Below are 24,440 nucleotides of genomic sequence, written 5' to 3' on the forward strand. Positions count from 1 at the left end.
AAGCAAGCCGTTATGGACCGACTACGCGGACATGACGTCAAAGGTCCTGAACTTCCGATTGTCGATTCAAGTCGACTAACGACCTACGATAATCCGATGGATACATTCATCGAATCACTGCAATCCGTGGGCGGACAAGCTCACGTGATCGATCGCATTGAACAGGTCCACCAGATACTAAGCGAGATTCCGGTTTTCGCAGACGCCGAGCGAATCGCGTCACTGGCACCGGACTACGTACCGGGCAACGTCGACGCGAGTTTGGTCACCGATCCCCATCATCTCGAATCGCTGGATTGGGTGATCGCAACGGGCGAATTTGGCGTTGCCGAGAACGGTTCGATCTGGGTCGACGGAAAAACGTTGCCTCACCGAGTCATGCTTTTCATCGCACAATATTCAGCGATCATCGTGCCCAAGGCGAAGATACTTCACAACATGCATGAAGGCTACGCGGCACTCGGTACACCCGAACCTGGCTTTGGGATATTTATATCCGGCCCTAGCAAGACGGCGGACATTGAGCAAAGCCTTGTTTTAGGCGCTCACGGATGCCGAAAACTACAAGTTTTCTTGGTGTAGCATACCGAGTGAATTGCGGCTTGATTTACGGTGTGCTTCTTTTACACCCGACACGATCACTGCTTGTCGGCAAAAAGAATGTCGATCAGTTGAGCAGCAACCTGTGTGGTTGAGTGATTTTTCATAACGGAAATCCTGCCTTGCTCGGCGAACAATCTTCTCGCTTGATCGTCAATCTTGAGCTCAAAAATCTTGTAAACCAAATCTTCGAGGTTCCCTGATTCGTAAACCATCCCACCGCCAGTCTCGCGAATGAGCTGGCCGAATGCGCCATGGTCGGGTTGCAACACTGGAACTCCCGATGCCAACGCTTCCAAAACGAACAAGCCTTTGGGATCGTGATAATCGGTCGGCACGCAAAGCAAATCGAGCGAACGCAAGTAGCTGACCTTTTGGTCAAGCGTCAACTCACCGTGATGAGTAAAGCGATCGCCTAGACCAGCGTCACGAAGCCGTTTGAGTTGATTATCAAAGTATGGTTTGTACTGGGCACCAAGATATCCCGCGACGTGCAAACTGGCATTCTCGTGTTCGCCATCTTTCGCCAGATGAATAAACGCATCGACAAGGTGGTGAAGTCCCTTATCGGGTGAGATACGCGCAAGGTAACCAATACGGAAGTCATCGACCGATCTCAGTTCGCCGCTCTCTTGCGACCGTGGATCACCATCGGCGAGCACTTGGTAGGGCATGGTGTCGATCGACAAAGGCAGGTGGGCTCGCTTGTCCAGAGGAATTTCAAAACGCTCTCCCATCTTGCTGCTGTAAAAATCGCTATTGGTCACAAACTTATCTACATACTTGACCAGACCCTTGCACAGCGTCGACGCTTTTTCGCGGAAGGGCTCAGGAAGGAAATCAAGAAAGATGTCATCTCCCTGCAACATCACAGCGATAGGCACATCGCTGCGACCGGCTCGATCAAGCTGGGCGCGAATGTGAGGCAACGAACCGCCAATCAAAAGATTGCTAAGCACGATCGCATCGGGTTGCACATCATCAACGATCCACCGGGTAAGACGCTCGACCTCGGCGGCGTGATGACCTTCATGCCCCTGAAGCATTGAAACGGCGAGCTCACCGAGCACCTTGGGGTCGGTGGCTCGGTCCTGGCGAGTGACCATTCGGATCAAAGCGGGAGCATCGAGCAAACGCCGCAACTTAGCGGGAAGATGCCGTATCCACGGGAAACGCTCGATTGCATAAAGCTGAATTCCACCGAAAAAGACTGATTCCCTCGCCACGCTCACCTCATCGGTACGAAGCGGCGTGTACACCGGCTGCAGAATGCAATCGTGGCCTTGCGCGATCAAGGCTTTCGCCAATGCGTTATCGTGCATGCAACTGCCGCAAAACATCCCAGCCGCGCCAGCCGTTAGGAAGATGATTCGCCGAGATTCAGGGGTAATTTGCAAACCGTTAATGGTCGCTGGTGGGGCAGCGATGCTCGCTTGAGATAGGGGCGTGGGAAAACGCTCGTTGTGGTAAATCGTGGCCGTTTCTATACTTGCCGCCCACGACACACAAGACATTGAAGTACCTAAACCATTATCACTGCTTAGTATGACTTATTCAAATGCCACGATTGAAATAGCTCAAGCGACCGCTCCATTCTTCTGGGGCGTCGATATTGGCGGCACAGGTATCAAGCTTGCGTTGGTCGATGACAGCGGACATGTGGTCTCGTTCACCAATTTGCCGACCCGCCAAAGCGAGGGTGCGGATGCGGCGATGGACCAGATCGCTGAAGTCATCCAAAAGACCGAAGACTCGCTTGGGGTTCGAGGTCTGCGGATTGGACTCGGTGCGCCCGGCCCCATGGATTTGCCCAACGGATTACTCGTTTCGCCACCTCAGTTGCCCGCTTGGTGGGGCTACAAGATTGTCGATGCAGTTGAAACACGCACTAACCGGCCCGTTTCCTTCCTGAACGACGCCAACGCGGCAGCTTACGGCGAATTTTGGCTAGGCAGCGGACGAGCGGAATCTTCCATGCTGTTGCTCACCCTGGGCACGGGCGTCGGTGGCGGAATTATCGTCGATGATGAACTGATAAACGGAGTAAATAGTTGTGGCAGCGAATGTGGTCACATGATTGTGGATCCTGCACCAACGGCCCGATTGTGTGTTTGGGGCGGCGGTCGCGGCCACTTGGAAGCTTACGCATCGGCAAGTGGAGTGGTCCAACGCACTCGCGAACTGTTGACTCAAGGTGCCCAGAGCGCATTGACAGGACTGTTGGGCGGGGAAAACAGCGAACTGACCGCCAAAAAGGTTTACGAAGCGGCTTTGGACGGCGATGCCTTGTCCTTGCAAGTCGTCGACGAAACCGCGCGATGGCTCGGCGTGGGAATCACTACCCTGGTTCATACAATCGACCCCGGTACCGTCGTGCTCGGTGGCGCGATGACTTTTGGTGGACCGAATTGCAAAATCGGCCAACGGTTCTTGGCGGGCATCAGCGAGGAATTTCGCAGCCGAACCTTCGAGAACATTTTCGCGGGAACCCATATTAAATTCGCTACGCTTGGCCCCGAAGCTGGATACTTGGGGTTGGCTGGCTATGCACGTAAGGAGCACGCTCAAGATTAGAGCGGCCTCAGCCAAACTTTTATGAAAAAAGAAATTCGCAACTTTTGCATCATCGCTCACATCGATCATGGCAAGAGCACGTTGGCGGATCGGTTGCTCGAAAGCACCGGAACGGTGACGACTCGGCAGATGAAAGAGCAACTGCTAGACGATCTGGAACTTGAACGGCAGCGTGGCATTACGATCAAAGCTCGTGCCGTAGCGATGAAGTACCAACGCGGTGGCATTGAGTACGAATTGAATTTAATCGATACCCCCGGGCACGTTGACTTTCAGTACGAAGTCTCGCGGTCGTTGGCATGTTGCGAAGGCGCGCTGTTGCTTGTTGACGCTTTTCAAGGCGTCGAAGCCCAAACAGTCGCCAACGCCTACGCTGCGTTGGAACATGACCTCACGATTGTTCCCGTCATCAACAAGATTGACCTGATGAATGCCCGGCCGGATGAGGTGGCCGAGGAAATGATGAATTCGCTCGGAACGGATCCGTTTGAATGTGTTCGGGTCAGTGCGAAGACGGGATTGGGCGTGAATGACTTGCTTGAGGCCATCATCGAGCGAATCCCCGCCCCCACCGGCGACCCGAATGCGCCGCTGCAAGCGATGGTTTTCGATTCTAATTACGACGACTATCGCGGTGCGATTACCTATGTCCGGATCATGCAGGGAACGGTCAAGCGAGGTCATAAGATCAAATTCGCCCGCAAAGGTTCGGTTCATGAAGTGGTTGAACTTGGACAATTTGCGCCAGCGCGAGTTTCTTGCAACGAGCTCAGCGCCGGCCAAGTCGGTTACTTGATCTGCAACATCAAGAGCCTGGGAGACGTGCACATCGGTGACACCGTGGTCGATAACATCGACAAATCCGCGCCGGCTCTTCCTGGATACGCGCGTCCCAAGCGAATGGTCTACTGCGGCCTGTTTCCTAGTGACGGGCAAGAGTTCACGGACCTCAGGGATGCATTGGAACGCTTAGCCGTCAACGACCCCAGCTTCGAATTCGAACCCGAAACCAGCGATGCACTTGGGTTTGGATTTCGCTGCGGGTTCCTGGGTCTGTTGCACATGGAAATCATCCAGCAACGATTGGAGAACGAGTCCGACATTGACTTGGTTCAAACCGCTCCGAACGTGACCTATGAAGTGGTCGATAAACGCGGCAATACGCACACGATTCACAAGCCACAAGACGTTCCCGATCCCGGTGATATCGAAGAATTTCGCCAGCCAATCGTACGCTGCAGCATCATTGTTCCCAATGACTACATCGGCTCGGTAATGAAGTTGTGCCAAGAGAGACGTGGCATCCAGCGAGCCCACGAAATTCTTGGTGCCAATCGCACCATGTTGACGTATCACATTCCCTTGGCGGAAGTTGTGTATGACTTGCACGACAAGATTAAAAGCGCGACCAAAGGTTACGGAACGCTTGACTACGAAATGGTTGGCTTCGAGCCCGCTGACCTTTGCCGACTCGACATCATGGTCAATGGCAACCGTGTCGATGCCTTAGCGATTGTTTGCCACCGAGCCGACGCGGATCGGCGAGGACGCGCGGTCGCCAAGAAGCTAAAGTCCGAAATCGAACGACACATGTTCGAAGTCGCCGTTCAAGCGGCAATCGGTAGCCGCGTGATCGCTCGCGAAACGGTTCCCGCGATGCGAAAAAACGTGACCGCCAAGTGCTACGGGGGTGACATCACTCGCAAACGAAAGTTGCTGCAAAAGCAAAAAGAAGGCAAGAAGCGAATGAAGGCGGTCGGAAATGTAGAAATCAGCCAGAAAGCGTTTATGGCGGTGCTGAGCGACGGCGAGTGAACGAGTACCGCTCGAACCGGCTTATCGCTTCTTGCGATACTTGTTCGGATTGTCGGCTTTACCAACGATCTCGTACAAGAACCGGCTAGGAATCGTTGGTCGTGGCTTACCCCATTTGCGCCGCGTAAGAGCGAGGCTCATCGTAAGTGTTTCTTGAGCCCGCGTAATGCCCACGTAACACAGCCGACGTTCTTCCGCGATGTCATCCTCATTGCCGCTCTTCACGCTGCGGCTATGAGGTAGCAGGCCGTCTTCCATACCGACCATAAATACGATCGGGAATTCCAATCCCTTGGCGGCGTGCATGGTCAACAACCAGACAGCATTTTGCTTGGCTAGCTTGTCTTTTTCGCTACCCATTTCTCGACCTGACAACGCGATTTCCCCCAGGAAACCCGTTAAGTCAGGGTTGTCGTTGGAATCCTCGAAAGCGCCCATGGCGTTGGTCAATTCACCGATGGACGCCATTCTCGCTTCACGCTCTTCAGGCTTGTCGTAGCGAGAAGCCACTTCGGTTGAGAATGAAGTGCGTGACAATAACGTTTCCATTGCGGCGACCAACGACTCGTTCTGACTGCGATGAAGCACGTCTTTGGATAGCTGCTGTAGGTCCTCGATCCCACGTTGTGCCGGCCCGGTAAGTTCGGCGGTTTCGTTGGGGTCATTCATGATGTCCCAAAGCGGAACTCCGCGTTTTACTGCACGCCCCAGCAGTATTTCGATTGTCTTGTTCCCCAGGCCCCGCGGCGGCGTATTAATGATTCGCCTTAACGCGACCTCATCGTTGGGTTGTTCGATCCACTTCAAATACGAAACAAGGTCACGCACTTCCCGCCGATCAAAAAACGACTGAGCCCCAAGCATCACATAAGGAACATTTGCTTTTCGCAATTCAGTTTCGAACAAACGTGGTTGTTCATTCGTGCGAAATAGAATCGCGATATCCTTGGGTTGAACGTGGTTCCCCTCGATATGCATCTTGATGTCACGGACGACCGATTGCGCTTCCGCGATCTCGTCTTTGTGCTGCTGTATTCGTGGCCTTTTCCCCTTGGGACGACTGGCAATCAAAGTCTTATCATGCCGAGTCGTGTTGTAACCAATCAGTCGGTTGGCCATCGCCAGAATTTCGCCGGTGCTGCGATAGTTGTTCTCAAGACAAACTATTTTGGCATCAGGCCAATCCTTCGAGAAATTCAGAATGTGAGTGACGTCGGCTCCTCGCCACGCGTAGATCGATTGATCATCATCGCCAACGACGCAAAAATTGCGATGCTTTTGCGTCAGGTGCTTTGTGATTCGATACTGCGACCCATTGGTATCTTGGTATTCGTCGACGAGCACATGGTCAAACTTGTCGGCTTCTTCATCGCGAATGTCGCTGCGTAGTTCAAAAAGATTCTCCGTCTGCAGCAGCAGGTCATCAAAGTCCATCGCTCCTCGTAACATCAGACCTTGCTGATACCGACGATAGGCGGACGCGGCAAAGTGTTCCTTGTCGGTTGCCGCTTCGTAAACCGCTTGCTCTGGCTTGATCGAAGCGTTCTTCCAACCGCTGATGATAAACAGCATATCGTTGGGGCTTAGAGCAGCGTTTGGTAGCCGCAACTCTCGCAGAATTGACCGCGCAAGAGATTCCTGATCGCCGCGATCGTAAATCGAAAACTTGGCGGGATACCCCAACGCCGGGGCGTGCTGTCGCAAAATACGAACACAGTGAGAGTGGAACGTGCTAACGGTGGGAGCCGGCGGTGGCTTTTCCCCTCGCTTTGGTTTGCGTCGTTGCTTACCACCAATCAACTCACCAATTCGTTCTTTCATCTCACCCGCAGCTTTGTTCGTGAACGTCACGGCGAGAATTCGATCGGGGTTGGTACCGTGTCGAATGAGGTTGGCGATGCGGAAGGTCACCACACGCGTCTTCCCCGTTCCGGCTCCGGCGAGAACGAGCATGGGCCCTTTGAGCGTGACCACAGCTTCGGCTTGGGCTTCGTTAAGTCCTTCGGTGAGCTTGTTCGCAGTTCCTTGCATGAATAGATGGGGAAGGCTTTTTGCCTATCAACGAAATCCAAAACTGAGTGTATGAAAAGAAACGCCGCACCGTCGTTTCTCGACAACCTTATCCGACAAGGCAACGCCGTGAACCAACGACCAAGCGGAAGTGGCCGGCTGAAACCGGCCTGCCTGATGAGAAACGAAAGTCGCGTTCAAACGACCTATCGCAGATCGTCGCGATCAATAACCGGGTTCGCGGTTCCAGTAGTGATCAACACGAGCGAACCTTGCTGTTGGCGGTTTGCGTTCATTGCCACTCGATCGAACGGAACGCCAAAGCAGGCATAGTTTCCGGTCGCTGTGTCCATGACGTAGATCACGGTGGATGCCGCAGGACGATTGCTTGCCCGCGGAAAATCTGCTCGCCCCGTCACCATGATGTAGCTTCCGCCCTTGCCACTGGTCCCCAGTGCATCCGCCACGTTAATGGTGAAGGCGGACATAAAACGTCCCACGCGAGGATAAATCACACTGCACTGAAGAAGGCCCGAATTGTGGTCCAAAACGAAAACACCGTCTGCATCTTCGCTGATATTGCCCGTTGCCATCGAGTACTTTTCACTCGTCACGGATGCAGACGCTTCCAGCAATGGCAAAGGAATTGTCGAATCAACCGTCGCCGCGTTTATCTGTGCCGCCATCGCATTTCGTTGTCCAACGCAGTAAGCCACCGCAGTCAGTGAAACGATGGTGGCGGCAATCATCACGCCGATCATCCAATTCCTGATGCCACCGCAACAGACACTTGGCGACTGATTTTCGCCATGAATGGCAAGGTTTGCTGATTTTGAGGAATCATCGGGGGTCGCTTCAGCGGCAAATGGAGATGGAGAAGACATGATGATTGCGGCTCCGTAGGACAAATGAGGGCGATCGTGGCCAGTGCGACCGTCGCCGAGGGAGAAGAGAGAATTCTACTGCCCATAATTGTACGCATCGCGCCGGAACTTTACGATGCCAAGACAACTTTCCGAACGTCAAATGTCTCCTAACGTCTCCGACGCCAAGTTTTCACGAGGTAATTCAACATGGCACTTAACGAACCACTCAACCGCAAACTCCGCATGGCTCTGGTTGGCGGCGGTGCGGGCTCGTTCATTGGACGCGTTCATTCGATCGCCGCATGCTTGGATAACCGAGCTGTGCTGACCGCGGGGGCGCTTTCGAGCAACCCTGAACGCGCCAAATCGTCGGCACCCGACTATGGAATTGCGGATTCAAGGGCATACGGAAGTTACGAGGCCATGCTTGATGGCGAATCGAAGTTGCCCGAGGACGAACGAATCGACTTCGTATCTATTGCGACACCCAACCACACGCACTTTGAAGTCGCACGTGCGGCCGTCGAAGCAGGCTTCAACGTGGTTTGCGACAAGCCAATGACGTTCGACTTAGCGCAAGCCGAATCACTTCTTGAAACGGTCCAAAACAGCGACGTCGTGTTTGCGGTCAGTCACAATTACACCGGCTATCCGCTTGTGCGTCAGGCACGCGAAATGATCTTGAGCGGTGAACTTGGCGAGATCAACGCGATCCGATCGCAGTACATCCAAGGTTGGTTGCGAACTCAGCTCGAAGCGGAAGACCAAAAGCAGGCTGCGTGGCGAACCGACCCCGCCAAGAGCGGCGCTGCGGGTGCCTTCGGCGACATTGCGACTCATGCCTATAACCTCGGTCGCTACATGACCGGCGTCCTGCCTGACTCGGTCAGTTGTCACCTAAAGGCGTTTGTCGAAGGACGTAAGTTGGACGATTACGGCACGGCAGTCATTCGCTACGAGAACGGCGCTTTGGGCACCGTGACGGCGTCACAAATCAGTCACGGTCGCGAGAACGACCTGGAAATCGAAATCGACGGGACCAAGGGATCATTGCGTTGGCGTCAAGAGAACCCCAACGAGCTGATCTACCGACAAAACGGCAAGGCTCACCAGATCTACACACGTGACCCCAACGCGGAGTACATGACCGGTTCGGGCGCGGGTGCATGCCGACTTCCATCCGGCCACCCGGAAGCATTCTTTGAAGCTTTTGCCAACGTCTATACTGCTGCCTTTGACGCGATGGCCAAGCGGGCCGCTGGCGAAAAGATCGACCAACGCGACACGATTTACCCCAACGTGTATGACGGCGTCGAAGGCATGTACTTCATTCAGCAATGCGTCAACAGCAGTGCTGACAACGCCGCTTGGCTGCCGTTGAAGCACGCCGCTGCACGCAAGTAAACGCCGGGTGAACCGATAAGCACGCTGAAGGGTGACCGTTCCGGGTGCACTTGCCGTGTGCACTTGCCGTGTGCATCACGGGTGTATTTCAACAGCACGCCCCAAGCGATTACCTACGGCATTTGCTGAGGCTTGTTCACCAACCGTACGACCTCGACTAATCGGTCGAGGTCGTCTTCGTTGTTATAAGCATGAATGCTCGCGCGAACGCCTTGCCCGCGGCAACTAACAACCACGTGATGCTGCAAAGCGACTTCGCGAAACTGGGCGGGTTCGGTTCCCGGAATCTGGAAATTGACGATTCCGCTTTGGCTCTTCGGCTCACCGGGGCGATCGCACACTGCCCCAGCCGCCAACAATTTCTCGCTCAGCTTGTTCGCTAGTGCACAAACACGTTGCTCAATCGCGTCAGGACCGTGGGCTTGGCGAACGCTCAAGAACAACGAAAGGCTGGCCGAAAGGGCAGCCATGCCGATCATGTTGGCAGATCCCGATTCAAACCTGCTGGCATCGCCGCGGAGAGCGAATTCAGGATGAGCGTAGTTGTGTGATTGACGAACGCTGGCCCATCCGACGTTACCCGCTCGCAAACGATCGACATACTCTTGCCGAATCATCGCGACGCCGGCTCCCTCGGGTCCGAGCAACCACTTGTGCCCGTCGGCCGCAATAAAATCGACGGGCGTCTTCGTCAAATCCAGGTCGTACATACCGAGTCCCTGGATTGCGTCCAAAAATACAGCGATCCCCTGATCGTGAGCTTTGGCGACAAGATCATCGATATCGAGTCGAAAACCGGTCGCATATCCGACCCAACTTACAGCGATCAATCGAGTCGATTGGTCACAGTTCGCGATCAAATCGTCAATCACGACACGGCCGTCGCGACGGGGAACAATTCGAACCTCCACGCCTCGTGATTGCTGATTGAGCCACGGAAAAAGGTTACTGGGGAACTCGCCCTCCGGAATCACCACGCTGTCGCCGGCCTGCCATGGCCAGCCTTCGGCGACGATATTGATCCCGGTGGTGGTGTTGGGAACGAGGCAAATATCGCTCGTTTCACAGCGGAGCAGGGTGGCGGTTTGCTCTCGCAGCGTCTGCAGAGCCCGATTCCACTGAGGCCAAACTGTGTCCCCCTGCAGGCTCGCCTGAGCCGCAAACTGCTCGATTGCCGCGGCCGCTGGCTGGCTCAGCGGGGCCACCGCAGCGTGGTCAAAATATGCCCAAAGCCTTGAAATTGGCATCTGACTCCGCCACCATTGCCACGGATCTCGTTGAAGTTGAGCGTCGTCGGGGGCCGAGAATGACAATTTTTTGGAGTCCTGACAAATTTATACTGGCGAACTAAACATCCTCAATCAAGCTGGCAGAACAATTTGGAGTCGTCAAAAACGCGTCAATCGTTACAGCCGTACAGTCTTGGGGCAACCTTAAATTTAGCCTTCTTTGGTAGGCTTGGGAAACGTGGTGATTTGCAACTATACTGCGACCCTCTCACTGACGACCCACGATGGTTACTCCCTCTTCTTCTCACTCTCTGACGAGGATTTTGATGCCCAAGGCTCTCTGTCTCTTTAGCCTTGTGGCGTCGATTCTGATCGTCGTGCTTTTCGTCGCCGACGCTGCGTTGGGAATGATGGGAAGCAAGTCAATCGCCCCGATGGGAGGCGTCAACACGACGCTGGACATCGTCTTTGCAATTGTTGGCGGTATTTTGATCTATCTGAGCTGGTCTACGTATCGCGAACAGCGCTGATGCAATCGCCGGTCACCGTGTGCTAACGGCTTGGCCAAATCTTTCGGCGATCTCTTCGCCAATCGCTAGTGACGCCGTTGCGGCGGGCGAAGGAGCGTTCAGAACATGGATCGCTCGATCAGTGGACTCAAACCAGAAGTCATCCACAAGATTCCCATCGGGTGTAACCGCCTGAGCACGCACACCGGCGCGACCCGGCTTCAGATCGTCGGCTTTGATCGAGGGGATGAGTTTCTGTAGCGCCGTGACGAAGGCGGCTTTGGATAGTGAACGGTGAACCTCGCCGGCCCCCATGCGCCAATGTTTGCGTGCCAAGGTTCGAAACCCACGGAAGGACAAGGTTTCCGCCAAATCATGCATGTTGATTTCTGTCCAACGGTAGCCAGTTCGCGAAAGGGCAAGCACCGCGTTGGGTCCGCACTCAACTCCACCGTCGATCATCCGCGTGAAGTGAACTCCCAGGAACGGGAACGAGGGATCCGGAACGGGATAGATCAAACCACGGCATAACGATTCACTTTGTGATGTGAGTTCATAGTACTCGCCGCGGAAGGGAACGATTCGAACCGGGGATTGTCCGCCAGCAAGACGAAAGACGCGATCGCTCTGAAGGCCTCCGCAACTGATCAACCGTTCGCATGTGATCGCATCGCCCGATCGCGAAGTGATCATCAGGTGGCTTGGCTGTGAATCAATCGCCACTACGTCAAAGTCAAAGACGATCTTGCCGCCGCGTTGTTCGATGATCTTCGCCATTGTTCGACAAACATCGGCGTAGTCGACGATGCCCGTTCCCGGCACATGCAGGGCAGCGATTCCGCCCACCGCCGGTTCAATTTCCCGTAACCCATCCGTATCAATACGTTCAAACGAAACACCATTGGCGACGGCTCGATCCGCAATTGCGTTGAGCCCGGCTAATTCATTCTCTCGCGTTGCCACCACCACCTTGCCGATACGGTTCCACTCAATCGACTGCTCTTCGCAAAACGCTTCCATCGCAGCTTTGCCAGTTCGACAAAGGATCGCTTTCTGAGAACCGGGCTTGTAGTAAATACCAGAATGCAAAACACCGGAGTTGTGGCCGCTTTGATGAGCCGCCACGTGACGTTCCGCTTCGACCACCACGACGCTGGCGTCGGGCCATCGCTTCTGAACAGCCAAAGCCGTCGCCAGACCGACGATTCCACCTCCGATGACAACGACATCGCTAACTAGTTGGTTCATGCTCATCATGTTGGTGAATTTTACGGACATCGACTAGACAGTGTTAAACGCACAAGCGACGCGACCGTCATAACCTGTTGGAAGTGCCAGAAACAGGGTGAAATGTCTATTTGTAAACAATCCTCAGCACACATGCACATAATCCTGTGCCATGTTTCAGCGTGGAAGTTAGTTGGGGGGCAAACCTTACTAATGCTGGAAGCAGCAAGGTTCCAACCGCCTTGGTCTTCACGTTGGGCAATGTGAAGATTGGCATCGTTGATGAGCGTCCTGCTTGTCGATGCCAAGGGCACCTTACATATCATGGGCAGATTTTGGGGGCAAGCTGGCCAGTTCCATCGAACTTGGTTCGCGTTGCTATTTGTAATTGTGAACAAAACCATAACAGTACCAATTGATCGACTTCGAGCAGGAATGAACTGCTCGCAGCCAATCATGAGCGAAGATGGAGTCTTGTTGATTGGTGGGGGCACCCACATCACCGAGGCGCTACTGTGCACCATTCGCGAAAGTTCAATTCATTCGATTTCGATCGATGTACGCGATCTGCCGACCCTGCAACCCGAAAAACGCTCGCTTAAAAAATTGCGCAGTGAGCAGAGCGGGATCGACATCACCGTAAGCGCGGCACCTCTGAAGTCGTTTCTTATCGACCGCTTCAACGAAGACCTCAGCGAAGAACGCGCTGCGCTGCTCCATCAAAAACTCGAAGAAGCGAACCATTGCTTCGACGTCGTTGACCGTCGGATCAAGCTAGGTCTGTTCCATTCGGCAAATGAGTTCCTTGACCTTTCCGAGAACTACGCCCGAACCATGATCGACGATCACGATCACACGGTCGGGATGCTTAATTCGACAATGCTTCCGGAGATTACTTGCCAGCGCAGCATACGAATGGGAGTCTTGGGAATGTCGGTCGCCATTGAGATGGGATTCAGTGGACCGCAAACCCTAGAAGTTGGTCTCACGGGGATGCTTCATGACATTGGACTTTCCAAAATGTCGTTGTCTCTGGATGCCGCCAACAACCCAATCGATCCGCGACAAGATTGGGAATATCAAAAGCATCCGTTGGTATCGGCCCAGTGCGTTGAGCAGCTTGATATTCCCGAAAGCGTATCGCTTGCTATCCAACAGGTTCACGAACAGCTTGATGGCTCGGGATACCCACGCGGTCTTAAGGGCCTTCGCATTCATCCGTACGCGCGGGTTCTCAACGTTGTCGACGCATTCCTGCAACTGACCACGGGAACGGACGACCGACCGGGGATCATTCCTCATGATGCCATGGGCTACCTGCTTCACAAAGCGAGCAAAGGTGTTTTCGACGCTCAAGTGGTGAAGGCTTTCCTGCAAAGCGAATCGCTATTTCCGCTGGGTAGCTTCGTCGAACTCAGTAATGGCGAACTATCGTCGGTCATTCGACGGCCCAAGTCTGGCTACGCTGCTCCGGTGCTGCGAGATAGCCAGGGTACCCGCGTCGACCTAAGCGAGACGAACCTGCGAATCGTCCGGCCAATAGGCACTCCCGGAACCAAGCAAACCCGGATGACCTCGGAAATGATGGATTCGCTGACATGGAACCCGGGTAGCGGATTCGCATACGCCTAATTGGCGACGGTACAGAAACTCGACGTTGCGGCAAAAACATCGAACTCACCACGGGTTTGCGAACTCGACACTCCAGTTAGAATCAGACTTTACGGAAGCTCTTTTTTACCATTGAGTCCGTGTCGTTCCCCTGGCTGATTGCTCCCAGAACCATGCTTGAGAAGGTTTTCCGCAGGTCTCTTGTTTGCGTTGCAGCATTCATTTTCTTGATCGCTTGTCCCTGGGCGATTGCGGGTGCTGATGAAGTTTCACCGCTCGATGTTGGCGGTGCAGATGCCGCCCCAACCTACAATCTTGGAATCGCCGCTTATCAGGCTCGAGATTGGAAGACCGCGATCGACTACTTTCGTCGCGCCGCCACTAGCAACGACAATCAACTAGCCGCCGATGCGCGTTACAACCTCGGCAATAGTCTTGTCGCAGAGTATTTGGCCAATCAACAGCAATCGTCGATGGCGTCCCAATCGCCAGACGGCGAAGTTGAAATCCCAGCAGCTTCCGTTGAAACACTGCAATCCGCGATCGATGCGTTTCGAAGTAGTTTGCGGTTGCGGCCGGGGGATGACGATGCTCGCTTCAACCTTGAATCAACCATGCTGTTGTTACAGCAAGAGCAAGAAAAGCAGCCGTCTCAATCGGACCAATCGCAATCCAAACCATCGGAAGATTCCGACAGCGACTCGCCCGAGAACGCTGACGACACTGAGAACGCTGACGACAGTGAGAACGCTGAGAAATCCGACGACACGGGAGGCTCCGACGACACGGGAGGCTCCAACGACACTGGTGGCTCCAACGATACTGGGCAGCCTCAAGACGACGCAGCAGGTCAAGAAAATCAATCAAGCGATTCCGACCAGGGCAACCAAACGCCGCAACAAGACCCTAACAATGGTCAATCGCCGGGGTCTAATCCTGAAGACTCCGGCAATGAATCATCAAAGGATGACGATTCACAAACGAACAATCCGGGAGATGAGGATACCGAATCTGGTGGGTCGGGAAGTGACAATAAGGAACAAGCTGCCGAACAATCATCGGCACAAAATCAAAACCAATCTGACCCAAGAGACAATTCATCATTGAATCCGAATGAATCATCGGATGATGGCGGACAACAATCCCAAGACTTGGGTGAAGGTTCCGAATCTCAAACGCCACCGCCCTCGGGCGACCTGAGTGCTGACAATGCGTCAGTTTCTGAGCAACCGATTCCTGCAAGCGAAGGCGAAGAGCGAGAAATCACTCCCCAGGAAGCTCAGAAACTTCTTCAAGCAATCCGCGATCGCGATATGTTGCGGAGACTGCGACTCGACGCCGCGAAACGATCTCGCCGAATCGCGGTTCCCCGAGACTGGTGAAAACGCTCGCTGAACGAAAGGATTGTTTAGGTTCCCACCATGGCTTGCTTAGCAAAGATGAACAAAAAGACAAAGTCGTTTACCGGTTCCTTGGGTTTGTTGTTCCTTTTGGTGACCACCTGCATTACCAATCTGGACGCAGCCGAAGTCAGCGTGGCGGTCTCGCAACGTGAGACGTACGTTGGACTACCAATCCAGCTTCAAGTGCGAATCGAAAACGCTAGTAAGCACGACGAACCGGTGGTGGACGACGTCGACGGATTGAAGATCGAGGCTGTAGGACGCCCCTCACACAATTCGCAAATCACAATCATCAATGGGCGAGCGTCGCGCAGCGAGACCATTAGCTACCTGTACCTGGTCACGCCATTGCATGAAGGCACCTTTACGATTCCTCCCATCAAGGTCAACGCCGATGGATTGGCGACGATCACGAAAGCAGTGCGGATTGTCGCCAGCAAAAGTGAGACTGGCGACTTGATGTTCGTCGAAATCGAAAGTGGTCTGGACGAAGTATTCGTAGGACAGCCCGTCAGCCTTCGATTGAAAATCTATGTCCGTCCTTTTCGTGATCCTGAGACGAAACGCCCGCTGAGTGAATCCGAACTTTGGCAACAGGTTTCCGAACAAACCGAGTGGAGCGTCTTCTCAGATGCGCTCCAAGAGCTCCGGAACCAACGAAGTCAACCGCGCGGCCGGAGCGTTCTAAGAGAGGATGACGAAGGTAATTCGCGAGAGTATTACCTCTACGAAATTGACACCATGCTGTATCCCGATCGCCCCGGACCGATCAACGTCGACGAGGTTCGTGTGGTCATGAATTATCCGACAGCAATCCGAGAACGCCGCGACCCCTTCGGTGGGAACTCACCCTTTTCTCAACTTTTTGAAGACGACTTCTTCCCTGGTTTCGGCAGTCGACGTCGTGTTGCAAGTGTCAAGCCGATTGCTGCAGATGCGAAAGTCGAGAACATTCAGGTCAAGCCGATTCCGACTGATGGACAACCCTCAACGTATCGGGGTGCGGTGGGAAGATATGTGATTGGAACGGAAGCGTCCCCCAAAAAGGTAAGCGCGGGCGAACCCATCACATTGCGAATAGGAATTCGAGGCAACGGCCCGATGAATCTTGTTCAACCACCGCCGCTATCTCAATTACCCGAATTGACATCGCAGTTTCGGGTTGAGGACGACGCGATGGGGGGACTTGTCGATGGCGAACAAAAACTATTCACGACCACCATTCGACCGCTAAGCGACAGCGTGAATGAAATCCCCGCGATCCCGTTTACGTTTTTTGATCCTGATACTGAGACATTCAAGACCGTCCACAGCAATCCGATCACGATCGAAGTCTCACCTGCGGACATGCTTGCTTTGTCGAACCCAGCACGTGGCGGATCGCCGAGCCTTCTCGACTCGGACTCTGATTCGCAAGTCTCCAAAGGCGACATTTCCGAAACGTCGCCTTCGTCAGCGGTGTTCAATGGTGACCTCGTCGTTAATCAAGACTTGCTCACCGATCAAACCGTAAAACCAATCTTATTCCCATCCTTGTGGGCCGCGATCTCGATTCCGCCGCTTTCGGTGCTAGGACTTTGGATCGTTTTCCTCGCACGATCACGACGTTGGACGCGAATGACGGCTCCGGCAGCTTGTCGACTAATCGCAAGAGCCGATTGCGTAGATCGCATCGTTGATATCGTCGATCAGTACGTGCGTAGTCGCTATGGCCTTCGCCGGTCCGAGTCATCGATGTCTCGCGAGGCGTTGGTCGGCCAACTTCGATCGCGAGGAGAATCAAACGCTGCCGTAATGGTCGAGCGATTTCTCCATTCATTAAGCGATCATCGCGGAGTACCTACCGACGAGACTGGCCAGGTTCAAAGTTCAGCAACCAAGTTGGTCCAGAACCTCGATTCGACGCCATCGCTTTCGAACCGCGATCGAATGGCCCGCCAGACGATTAGAACCACGACGATGCTGTTTGTTTTGTTGTCACCGCTCACCATGCGATCGGCCGTAGCTCAAGCTGATACCCAACCCTCGCAAACTCAAGCGGATCAAACAGCCTTAACATCGCAGCACCAACGACTGCTCACGATGGGACTTGAATCGTACGAACGAGGCAGACTCGCATCCAAACCTGAAGACAAAATCCGAGAGTCTGAACATGCGGCTGATCAGTTCCAAGCGTTGATCGACATGGGCGTGCAGAACGCTGACCTTCATTTCAATCTGGGCAATGCCTATTTCGCCAGTAATCGCCCTGCTCGAGCCTTGGCCTGTTACCTGCGAGCTTTGCGAATTTCTCCCAACGAATCCAACTACGTTCGCAATTTGCAAGCGGCTAGATCGGCACTCACATTAAACTCGCGGCGTTCGTTTCCGTTTCAACTGCTCAACCTCGTGTCCGCAATTCCCGCGTCGCTAACAATCATCGTCACCGCGGTCGCTTGGATCGTATTCTGGGCCACGTTCGCCTGGCGAATTTTGGTCGTCAACGGCCGACCTTCCGAAGATCAGCTTCCCAAGGACAAACCATCAACGGCTTGGTTTAATTTGGTTTCCATGCTCGCTTTGGTGGTGACAATGGCAGGCGCTGGCCTGTACTACTTTCAAGTGTGGCCAAGGAGCCTTGACCATCACGCGGTTGTCACCAGTGAAACGATTGAAGTTCGCCAAGGCGATGACGAATCCTTTGAATCAAGCAACAGCGCGTCGGTCGAACTGGGACAAATCGTATCGTATTTACATCGACGCGCTGGTTGGACGCAAATCGAACTGGACGACGGAACGACGGGCTGGGTGAAAGACAAGGACCTTGATTTCATTTGAAGTTCGCATGTGACCGCTGATCAACTTCCTGCAACGTGTTGCATGCGAGTTGGTTTTGCGATCGGACAGACCAATTGAGGTGGTTCACTCTGGTCGATCCAGATTTCCCACCACATCGCCAACGAAAGTAACGTAAACAACGCATAGCCATGATCGGATTTGCCCTGTTGATGCTCTTCGATCATCTGCTGAACGACGCTACGATCCAACACTTGAGTTTCCGACATAAAACGACCGCACAAGTGTTTTTCGAGCAGGTCGCGCCAAGGTCCCGATAGCCAGCGTTCGACCGGCACGACAAACCCACTCTTTTTACGTTCAGTGATTTCGCGGGGAAGATCACGGGCCAATAACTTCTTTAGCACCAGTTTTCCATTCCCAGCTTTCCGTTTGTGGTCGTAGGGTATTCGAAGACAAGCTCGGATGACTTCGTCATCTAACAAAGGCACGCGAACCTCCAACGAGTTCGCCATGCTCATTCGATCGACCTTGACGAGCATATCGTTGGGTAGATGAAACGAAAGATCGCCGTGCAAGACTTGTTCATTGGGCGAAAGCCAATCCGGTCCACTCTTAACTGCTGAAGCATAGTTTTCGAGAGGATCAAAGTCATTGTTCTGAAGAGCACCTCGAAACAGTCGACTCGCAAGATCCGGAAAAATCATCCTTCGCCAACTGCAATGATCCATCGGGAACGCCAAGTCTGCCCCCGAAAGGAACCGTTCCGCGAGCATGGACGCCGAATACTTGTTTCCAGTTGCTGGAATCAGTTTCGCTAGAGGTGCCAAAACGCCACGGCGGATCATTCGGGGTATCAAGCGGAAATAGTGGGCTAGTTCAGTGGCGTGATAGGTGCTGTAACCAGCCAGCAACTCATCCGCGCCATCGCCTGACAGTGCGACTTTCACATGCGGACGGGTTGATTGACAGAGCATGAAAAACGGCAAGGAAGAATTGTCCGCAAGCGGTTCTTCCGCATGAGAAACGACGCAACCAAGCAGCGACGACATTTCCTCGGTCGCTAGTTCACGATGATGCTTGGTTGCGTAAGTGTCGGCAACCATGCGAGCAAAGGATGACTCATCAAAACTACGCTCGGCGAACCCGATCGTGAAAGTGCTAACCGATGAGCTTTCGCCGACCATACTCCGCACCACGGCGCTGGAATCAAGACCGCCACTTAGAAAAGCTCCAACGGGAACATCTGCAATCATTTGCCGCCGGACCGAATGATTGATTGCGTCATCCAATTCCCCCACGGCTTCTTCCATTGACATTTCAATGGGTTGATCTGGGTAGGTCAGAACCGAGTGGCGATGATGATGCAGCCCGTTTCGATCAACAATCAACCCGCACCCCGGCATCAAAGATCGAACTCCCTCGAATCCTGTGGCGGGAGCTGGCGTGTAGCCAAACGTAAGAAACTGCGAGATCGCCTTCCAATCTACGCGTCGTTCAACACGCTGGTCGGCCAAGATTGCCTTGATCTCTGATCCGAAACGAAAGCACCCTTGGTCTTCTTGATAGAACAGAGGCTTGATTCCCACCGGATCGCGAGTCAACCACAAGGCATGCTCGACGGCATCCCAAATCGCAAAGGCATACATCCCGCTGAGTCGTTCAATCAAGGCCTCGCGACCCCATTGGCGATACCCTAGAAGAATGACTTCGGTATCCGTTGTAGATCGAAAACGATGTCCAAGTTCAGTTAACTCGTTACGAAGTTCGCGATAGTTGTAGATCTCGCCATTAAAAACGATCCACGCGCCTGAGGCTTCGTCTTTCATCGGTTGGTGCCCATCGTCGCTCAGATCTAAGATCGACAAACGACGATGCCCGAGCATCACTGTGTCAAACGTCACCAAGCCACCGTCATCGGGCCCTCGGTGCATCAACGAGTCCACCATTTGCCTGCCGATAGCGGAATCAACTCGTGAAGGACCTGAGCGAACGTTTCGATAGTCAAAGAGGCCTGCAATTCCACACATGCAAAGTCGTACTTCTTGGGCTGGGTGTTAAGTTGAACGACGAGCGTGCGCAAGCACCGAGAGGCCAGCAATTCGCCTGAATAACGGATCGGTCACGCGTGCGAACCGAGGCAACCACCGGTCTGCTTTTAACATTTGAGAATTGACTGACTCATCCGCCAGACCGGCTTGCTGCCGAACCCGATTGTGAAACCACCACCCCGCTGCTCCGACCACGTTGACATACCTGAGCCGATGAACGTTCCAACCGGCCTGGGTCAATACTTCAGCAAGTCGCGTCCGAGAGTAGCGGCGATAGTGGCCAGCTTCTTCGTCCATCTTGCCGTACAACCAAGAATGTGCCGGCACAATCATCCCAAGCCCCGCACCAGGCTGGCAAGTTTCGAGCAACCATCGCATCGCCGCTACGTCGTCCTCGATATGCTCAAGCACATTGAGGCAAATGATGGAATCAGCACCAAAAGAGCGATGCTGCTGCACGCTATCGCGATCGCGAAGATCAATCCAACCGGTTCGGACCTGATCGTCATCCTTGAAACGACGTTCCACGGAGCTTAAGCAGTCGCGGTCAATGTCAGTCCCCAGAACACAACGCGATTGCCGTCGCAACTCAGCAGTGTACTGTCCATGTCCCACGCCAATTTCCCAAACACGATCGCCTAAAACCGGTGTGACAAGGGACATTAGGTAACGCGGATACGCACTCATCTGGTGCATGGCGGGGCTCATCGTCATCGCGCCCACTGGATCTGGTGCTTGATCCGGTTGCGACGAGGTCAGTGATGCCGGTTTCTGCGAGTCGTTCATGTTGTTGAGTCCAACTCAGTTGGCTCGTTTTGATTCACTCCCATAAGGTATTGAGAATGCAGAAACTCTCGTTGGGGAAGCAGCGCGACAGCGAGAAAACCAACCGCCATGACTAGCACCGCAGCACTAGCGAAGATGACTCCGGCGATGAACGAAGCTGCCCCCAACCCAACTGCCGAAAACAAGACGCATATTGCGGCAGCCATCGCCAGAGGAGCGGCCAGCAAGATGAACAACTTGATTGGATTGTAACGGAGAATCGCCTCGGTGATGATCTGAAGCGACCGCAACGAATCGCGAAGGTGCCGCACCTTCGATCGTCCCTCTCGCTTGTGGTAAGCGATAGAAATGTAATGAACCGTCAATTGGTTGTGCATGTACGCAAGCGTCGCGGTTGTCGTGAACGAGAACCCAGCGCTGATCACCGGCAAGAATCGCAAAATCATGCTGCGACGAAACACACGCATGCCCGAGTTGATATCGGGAATACTTCGACCCGCCGAGAATTGACTAAGCTGCCGAAAGACAAACCGGCCTATCCACTTAGTCATGCTGCCGCGATAGACCGAGCCTGTTCTAGCGCCAACGACCATGTCAAATTTTTGAGCGAGATCGATCAATTGCGGCAAGCGATCTACCGGGTACGTTTGGTCGGCATCCGTGATGGCAATCAGGTCATGTTTGGCCGCTACGATTCCGCTCTTCAAACTTTGCCCGTAACCAAGATTTTGCGGATGGACGATAACTAGATCCGCGTGTTCTCGTGCGACAGCCTCGGTGTTATCCGTCGCTCCATCGACCACAATCACAATTTGGTGTGCGATGTTGTGGTCGTTTAAGTTCTTCCGAACCGCCCTCACGACCCCCGCAACCGAGGCCTCTTCGTTATAAGCGGGGATCACTACGGAAACATGGATCATAGGGAATAACGCGATGGAAGTAGATAAGTCGCAAGGTCGATCGTCAAAGCAGTTTAGAACACCGCAAGCATAAGAACACCCGTTGCCCGGTCACGAATCCGAACTTCGATTCCCGGAAGAGTCATTTTCGCTTCGCCATCGCTAACCAAACGCCTGCCTTGCAATTCTACTCGCTGCCATCCCCCCAGCGTTGCTCGTTGTCCAGGGACACCTGCAATTGAGAACTTCCAACGTTGCGAATGGGATATCAGTTCGGAATCCTTCGCGAGCAAGACCTGCCGCAATCCGCGATCGTTCTGTTGGATCGCAACGTCCTTGTCATCAGCTTGCCAACGCACGTCGACCGACTGCGATGCACCCAAATACAACTCGATATTGGCGTCTGGGTGTGCCGTCATCACCAAGCTCATCTCGCGACGCACATCTTCTGATACATCGACCTCATACGTCATCGCTTCTTTCTCACCCAACTCAATCGCGTTCATGCAGTCGAATACGAAAGGCTGCTGATCAACAACAGCAAACGATATCAGTGAGGTGATCAAAAACCAGACCACAATCAATCCTGAACTCCAACGACGCGTCGGTCGTTGAATCGGTAGCGAATTAACAACGAGTAGGACCGCTGCCACAAATGGCAACCGACTCAATTGCGCCAGGACCAGCCATCTTGGAAACACCTCGCTCGCCAGCGCGGTTTCGATCGCACCGCCATCCACAAATGAAGCATTGCCACCAAAAACTTTCGGCAGTGGTTCATTGCCCGTCATATTCAAAAGGACCGGAGACTCGGTCAACAGTGGACTGCCCTGATCCCAACCCAAGAAGAATGCCTTCGATGGCGCAGTCCAGCCACGATAGTGGGACGTCGTCCATGCTAATTGCCCCACGCATAATGTCGCCAGGCAAAGCCAAGCAACAACACGTTGCTTTCCCGGACGCTTGATCAAATTGGCAAACAGGAAACCCGCACCCAGGTAAATGACGACGCTCGCTCCGAACACAACGTAGCCTCGAGCAGTTGCCACCGGTGCAAACACGAGACACGCAGCAACCGGTGAAGCAATCGTCATGAAGCATAGCCAAAGTCTTGAGCGATCTCGAATCATCAGCAATCCGAGAACGCCCAGCGCCAATGTCCAAGGTGATTCCAACGAGGTCACGATCTCGGCGGTGTAGCGAACGACGTCGCCGACAAAATGTACGATCCCCTGCTCGAAGGATTCACGCCAATGATCTATCGCTCGAGATAAGTAAGCTCCCTCGACTTCCACGACGTTGATCCCTAATCCAGGCAGGATCCAACGCAAGACAGGCCGAAACAACAACGCAAGCGATGTGGCGGCTAGTAAATGAGCGAGTCGCTGCGTTCGGAAAGACACAGCCAAGTAAACCAACAACAGCATCTGAGCGACGTTGTAGGCCAAGCTCATCGAACCAAAAACAAGTCCAAACAGCAAATGCGTCTGCCAGTTTTGCCGTTGGTTACCCAGGCTAAATTCGCTAATCATCGCGATTCCGACGAAGTACATCGCGAACGACAACAAGTGCGGCGTCGTATCGTTAACTAGAACGCCGAATCCAAGTCCCACCGCGCCGATGCAAACGCTGAACGCGGCAGCCACCGAAGACATGAACCAACGATCGGCAAGCCTCCACAAGACACCCAGACAAACCAACCAGCTTAAGAAATTGACGACGAGCAACGAATTTCGCGGGCTGCAGATGGGCGAAAACTGAGCCGCCAAAAACGCGTAGCCAGACCGCAAGAAGCGAAAGTTGCTGTCGCTGCGGACTCCACCAGCAAACCAGGTCACTTGGTCAACGGCCGAGATGGTTTCCACCATCATCGGGCGGTTTGCCATGCTGACGCTGAACCCGAGCAACGATTGATTCGCACTCAGTTCATCGTAAGGGACCGTGATCATGCGAAATCCAGTTCGATCACCTGTTCCCCCAATCGTGTAGAACACCGCTACCAACAACAACCAAGCCGCCATGGCTGCCCAACCTATCGGAGTAAACGGCACGCGTGCGTCAACGGTCGGTTCGTCCCGCATTTCCAGCTCATCGCGTTTACCCTCGTTATTCTGTTCATCCAATGACCATCCACTCCAGCGATCGGTCATCCCAGCCATTTCGGTCATCCCGGCCAGTGCAGCACCAACGATCGGCGCCAACAAGCAGAACGACGCATTCGTGACGGTGGCAGTTCCCCCCATGATTTCTCGCAACGAGGAATCCGGCAGTAGTTGCAAACCGATCAAGGACTTGCCCAGCAAGATGGATCCGCACGTGCTTATCAACACAGCAACGCTCAACCAACGTCCGGACAACCGGCCCACGATTGACGCAAACCCCCAAGCTGAAACAACCGAAACCAAACAGGGAAACAGGTCGCTATCGCGTCCAGCAGCACGACATCCCAAGAACACCAATGCGGAAAGTGCAATTGAGAACAAGACGCCCATGATCGCCAACGCGAAACAGCGATGCGGGTGCGATGCCACACCGGACCGTTGGCGTTCCGCCGCAGCGCGATCTAGATCAGTTTGGACTGGGCGTCGACTTTGGCGTTGGGGAGAGGAATTCACGCAACTCATTCACGAACGGTCGAAAAGGTCAGCAAGTGCGGAGTATATCAGCAATGATCGACGAAG

At 53.8% G+C, this 24,440-nt stretch carries 17 protein-coding genes; 8 read left to right on the plus strand and 9 right to left on the minus strand.

Annotation, left to right across the window (positions count from 1 at the left end; genetic code table 11):
• The first annotated feature begins 12 nt into the window (after positions 1-12).
• Positions 13-582 (plus strand): LutC/YkgG family protein, encoded by a 570-nt coding sequence (locus Pla22_RS22385; protein ID WP_242632263.1) that lies wholly within the window; start codon positions 13-15, stop codon positions 580-582.
• Positions 583-638: 56 nt separating this feature from the next.
• Here the strand turns inward: Pla22_RS22385 and Pla22_RS22390 are convergent, their stop codons facing one another.
• A complete protein-coding gene (locus tag Pla22_RS22390) occupies positions 639-2,114 on the minus strand; it encodes a glycosyltransferase family 4 protein (protein ID WP_242632264.1) in 1,476 nt (491 codons plus the stop codon).
• A 31-nt stretch (positions 2,115-2,145) separates the two neighbouring features.
• Here Pla22_RS22390 and Pla22_RS22395 point away from each other — a divergent pair, with 31 nt between their 5' ends.
• Positions 2,146-3,174 (plus strand): ROK family protein, encoded by a 1,029-nt coding sequence (locus Pla22_RS22395; RefSeq protein WP_146517006.1) that lies wholly within the window; start codon positions 2,146-2,148, stop codon positions 3,172-3,174.
• 21 nt (positions 3,175-3,195) lie between these two features.
• Positions 3,196-4,989, plus strand: coding sequence for a translation elongation factor 4 (gene lepA / locus Pla22_RS22400; protein WP_146517007.1), 1,794 nt, complete (start codon positions 3,196-3,198; stop codon positions 4,987-4,989).
• A gap of 21 nt (positions 4,990-5,010) precedes the next feature.
• Here the strand turns inward: lepA and Pla22_RS22405 are convergent, their stop codons facing one another.
• Together Pla22_RS22405 and Pla22_RS22410 are read right to left on the minus strand one after the other, a co-directional pair.
• Entirely contained in the window at positions 5,011-7,020 is a 2,010-nt protein-coding gene (locus tag Pla22_RS22405) for an ATP-dependent helicase (RefSeq protein WP_146517008.1), read from the minus strand.
• Positions 7,021-7,205: 185 nt separating this feature from the next.
• Positions 7,206-7,883, minus strand: coding sequence for a hypothetical protein (locus Pla22_RS22410; protein ID WP_242632265.1), 678 nt, complete (start codon positions 7,881-7,883; stop codon positions 7,206-7,208).
• 189 nt (positions 7,884-8,072) lie between these two features.
• On the opposite strand from Pla22_RS22410, the gene Pla22_RS22415 reads away from it, so the two are divergent.
• Positions 8,073-9,269, plus strand: a complete 1,197-nt coding sequence (locus tag Pla22_RS22415; protein ID WP_242632266.1) for a Gfo/Idh/MocA family protein — start codon at positions 8,073-8,075, stop codon at positions 9,267-9,269.
• Positions 9,270-9,382: 113 nt separating this feature from the next.
• On the opposite strand, the gene Pla22_RS22420 is transcribed toward Pla22_RS22415, so the two are convergent.
• Complete coding sequence (locus Pla22_RS22420) at positions 9,383-10,516, minus strand: aminotransferase class V-fold PLP-dependent enzyme (RefSeq protein ID WP_146517009.1); 1,134 nt, start codon at positions 10,514-10,516, stop codon at positions 9,383-9,385.
• A gap of 308 nt (positions 10,517-10,824) precedes the next feature.
• Here Pla22_RS22420 and Pla22_RS22425 point away from each other — a divergent pair, with 308 nt between their 5' ends.
• Entirely contained in the window at positions 10,825-11,028 is a 204-nt protein-coding gene (locus Pla22_RS22425) for a hypothetical protein (protein WP_146517010.1), read from the plus strand.
• Positions 11,029-11,040: 12 nt separating this feature from the next.
• Here the strand turns inward: Pla22_RS22425 and lhgO are convergent, their stop codons facing one another.
• Positions 11,041-12,285, minus strand: a complete 1,245-nt coding sequence (gene lhgO, locus Pla22_RS22430) for an L-2-hydroxyglutarate oxidase (RefSeq protein ID WP_242632267.1) — start codon at positions 12,283-12,285, stop codon at positions 11,041-11,043.
• A gap of 231 nt (positions 12,286-12,516) precedes the next feature.
• Between lhgO and Pla22_RS22435 the strand changes: the two genes are divergently transcribed.
• From Pla22_RS22435 to Pla22_RS22450, 3 genes are all read left to right on the plus strand, one after another.
• Positions 12,517-13,866 (plus strand): HD-GYP domain-containing protein, encoded by a 1,350-nt coding sequence (locus Pla22_RS22435; protein WP_146517011.1) that lies wholly within the window; start codon positions 12,517-12,519, stop codon positions 13,864-13,866.
• A gap of 119 nt (positions 13,867-13,985) precedes the next feature.
• Positions 13,986-15,227, plus strand: a complete 1,242-nt coding sequence (locus Pla22_RS25410; RefSeq protein ID WP_165440792.1) for a hypothetical protein — start codon at positions 13,986-13,988, stop codon at positions 15,225-15,227.
• 39 nt (positions 15,228-15,266) lie between these two features.
• A complete protein-coding gene (locus Pla22_RS22450) occupies positions 15,267-18,065 on the plus strand; it encodes a BatD family protein (RefSeq protein ID WP_146517014.1) in 2,799 nt (932 codons plus the stop codon).
• Between the two features lie 20 nt (positions 18,066-18,085).
• Here Pla22_RS22450 and asnB read toward each other — a convergent pair whose 3' ends face one another.
• The 4 genes from asnB to Pla22_RS22470 are packed head-to-tail and all read right to left on the minus strand — an operon-like array spanning position 18,086 to position 24,374.
• Entirely contained in the window at positions 18,086-20,053 is a 1,968-nt protein-coding gene (gene asnB, locus Pla22_RS22455; RefSeq protein ID WP_146517015.1) for an asparagine synthase (glutamine-hydrolyzing), read from the minus strand.
• 27 nt (positions 20,054-20,080) lie between these two features.
• Complete coding sequence (locus Pla22_RS22460; protein WP_146517016.1) at positions 20,081-20,860, minus strand: class I SAM-dependent methyltransferase; 780 nt, start codon at positions 20,858-20,860, stop codon at positions 20,081-20,083.
• Positions 20,857-21,780: a glycosyltransferase family 2 protein gene (locus Pla22_RS22465; RefSeq protein ID WP_146517017.1), complete on the minus strand. Its 924-nt coding sequence runs from the start codon at positions 21,778-21,780 to the stop codon at positions 20,857-20,859. The genes Pla22_RS22460 and Pla22_RS22465 overlap by 4 nt, the downstream gene beginning before the upstream one ends.
• A 53-nt stretch (positions 21,781-21,833) precedes the next feature.
• Positions 21,834-24,374 carry a hypothetical protein gene (locus Pla22_RS22470; RefSeq protein WP_146517018.1) on the minus strand — a complete coding sequence of 847 codons (2,541 nt, stop codon included), beginning with the start codon at positions 24,372-24,374 and terminating at the stop codon, positions 21,834-21,836.
• Positions 24,375-24,440: the final 66 nt, after the last annotated feature.

Source organism: Rubripirellula amarantea (genome assembly GCF_007859865.1).
Taxonomy (GTDB): Bacteria; Planctomycetota; Planctomycetia; order Pirellulales; family Pirellulaceae; genus Rubripirellula; species Rubripirellula amarantea.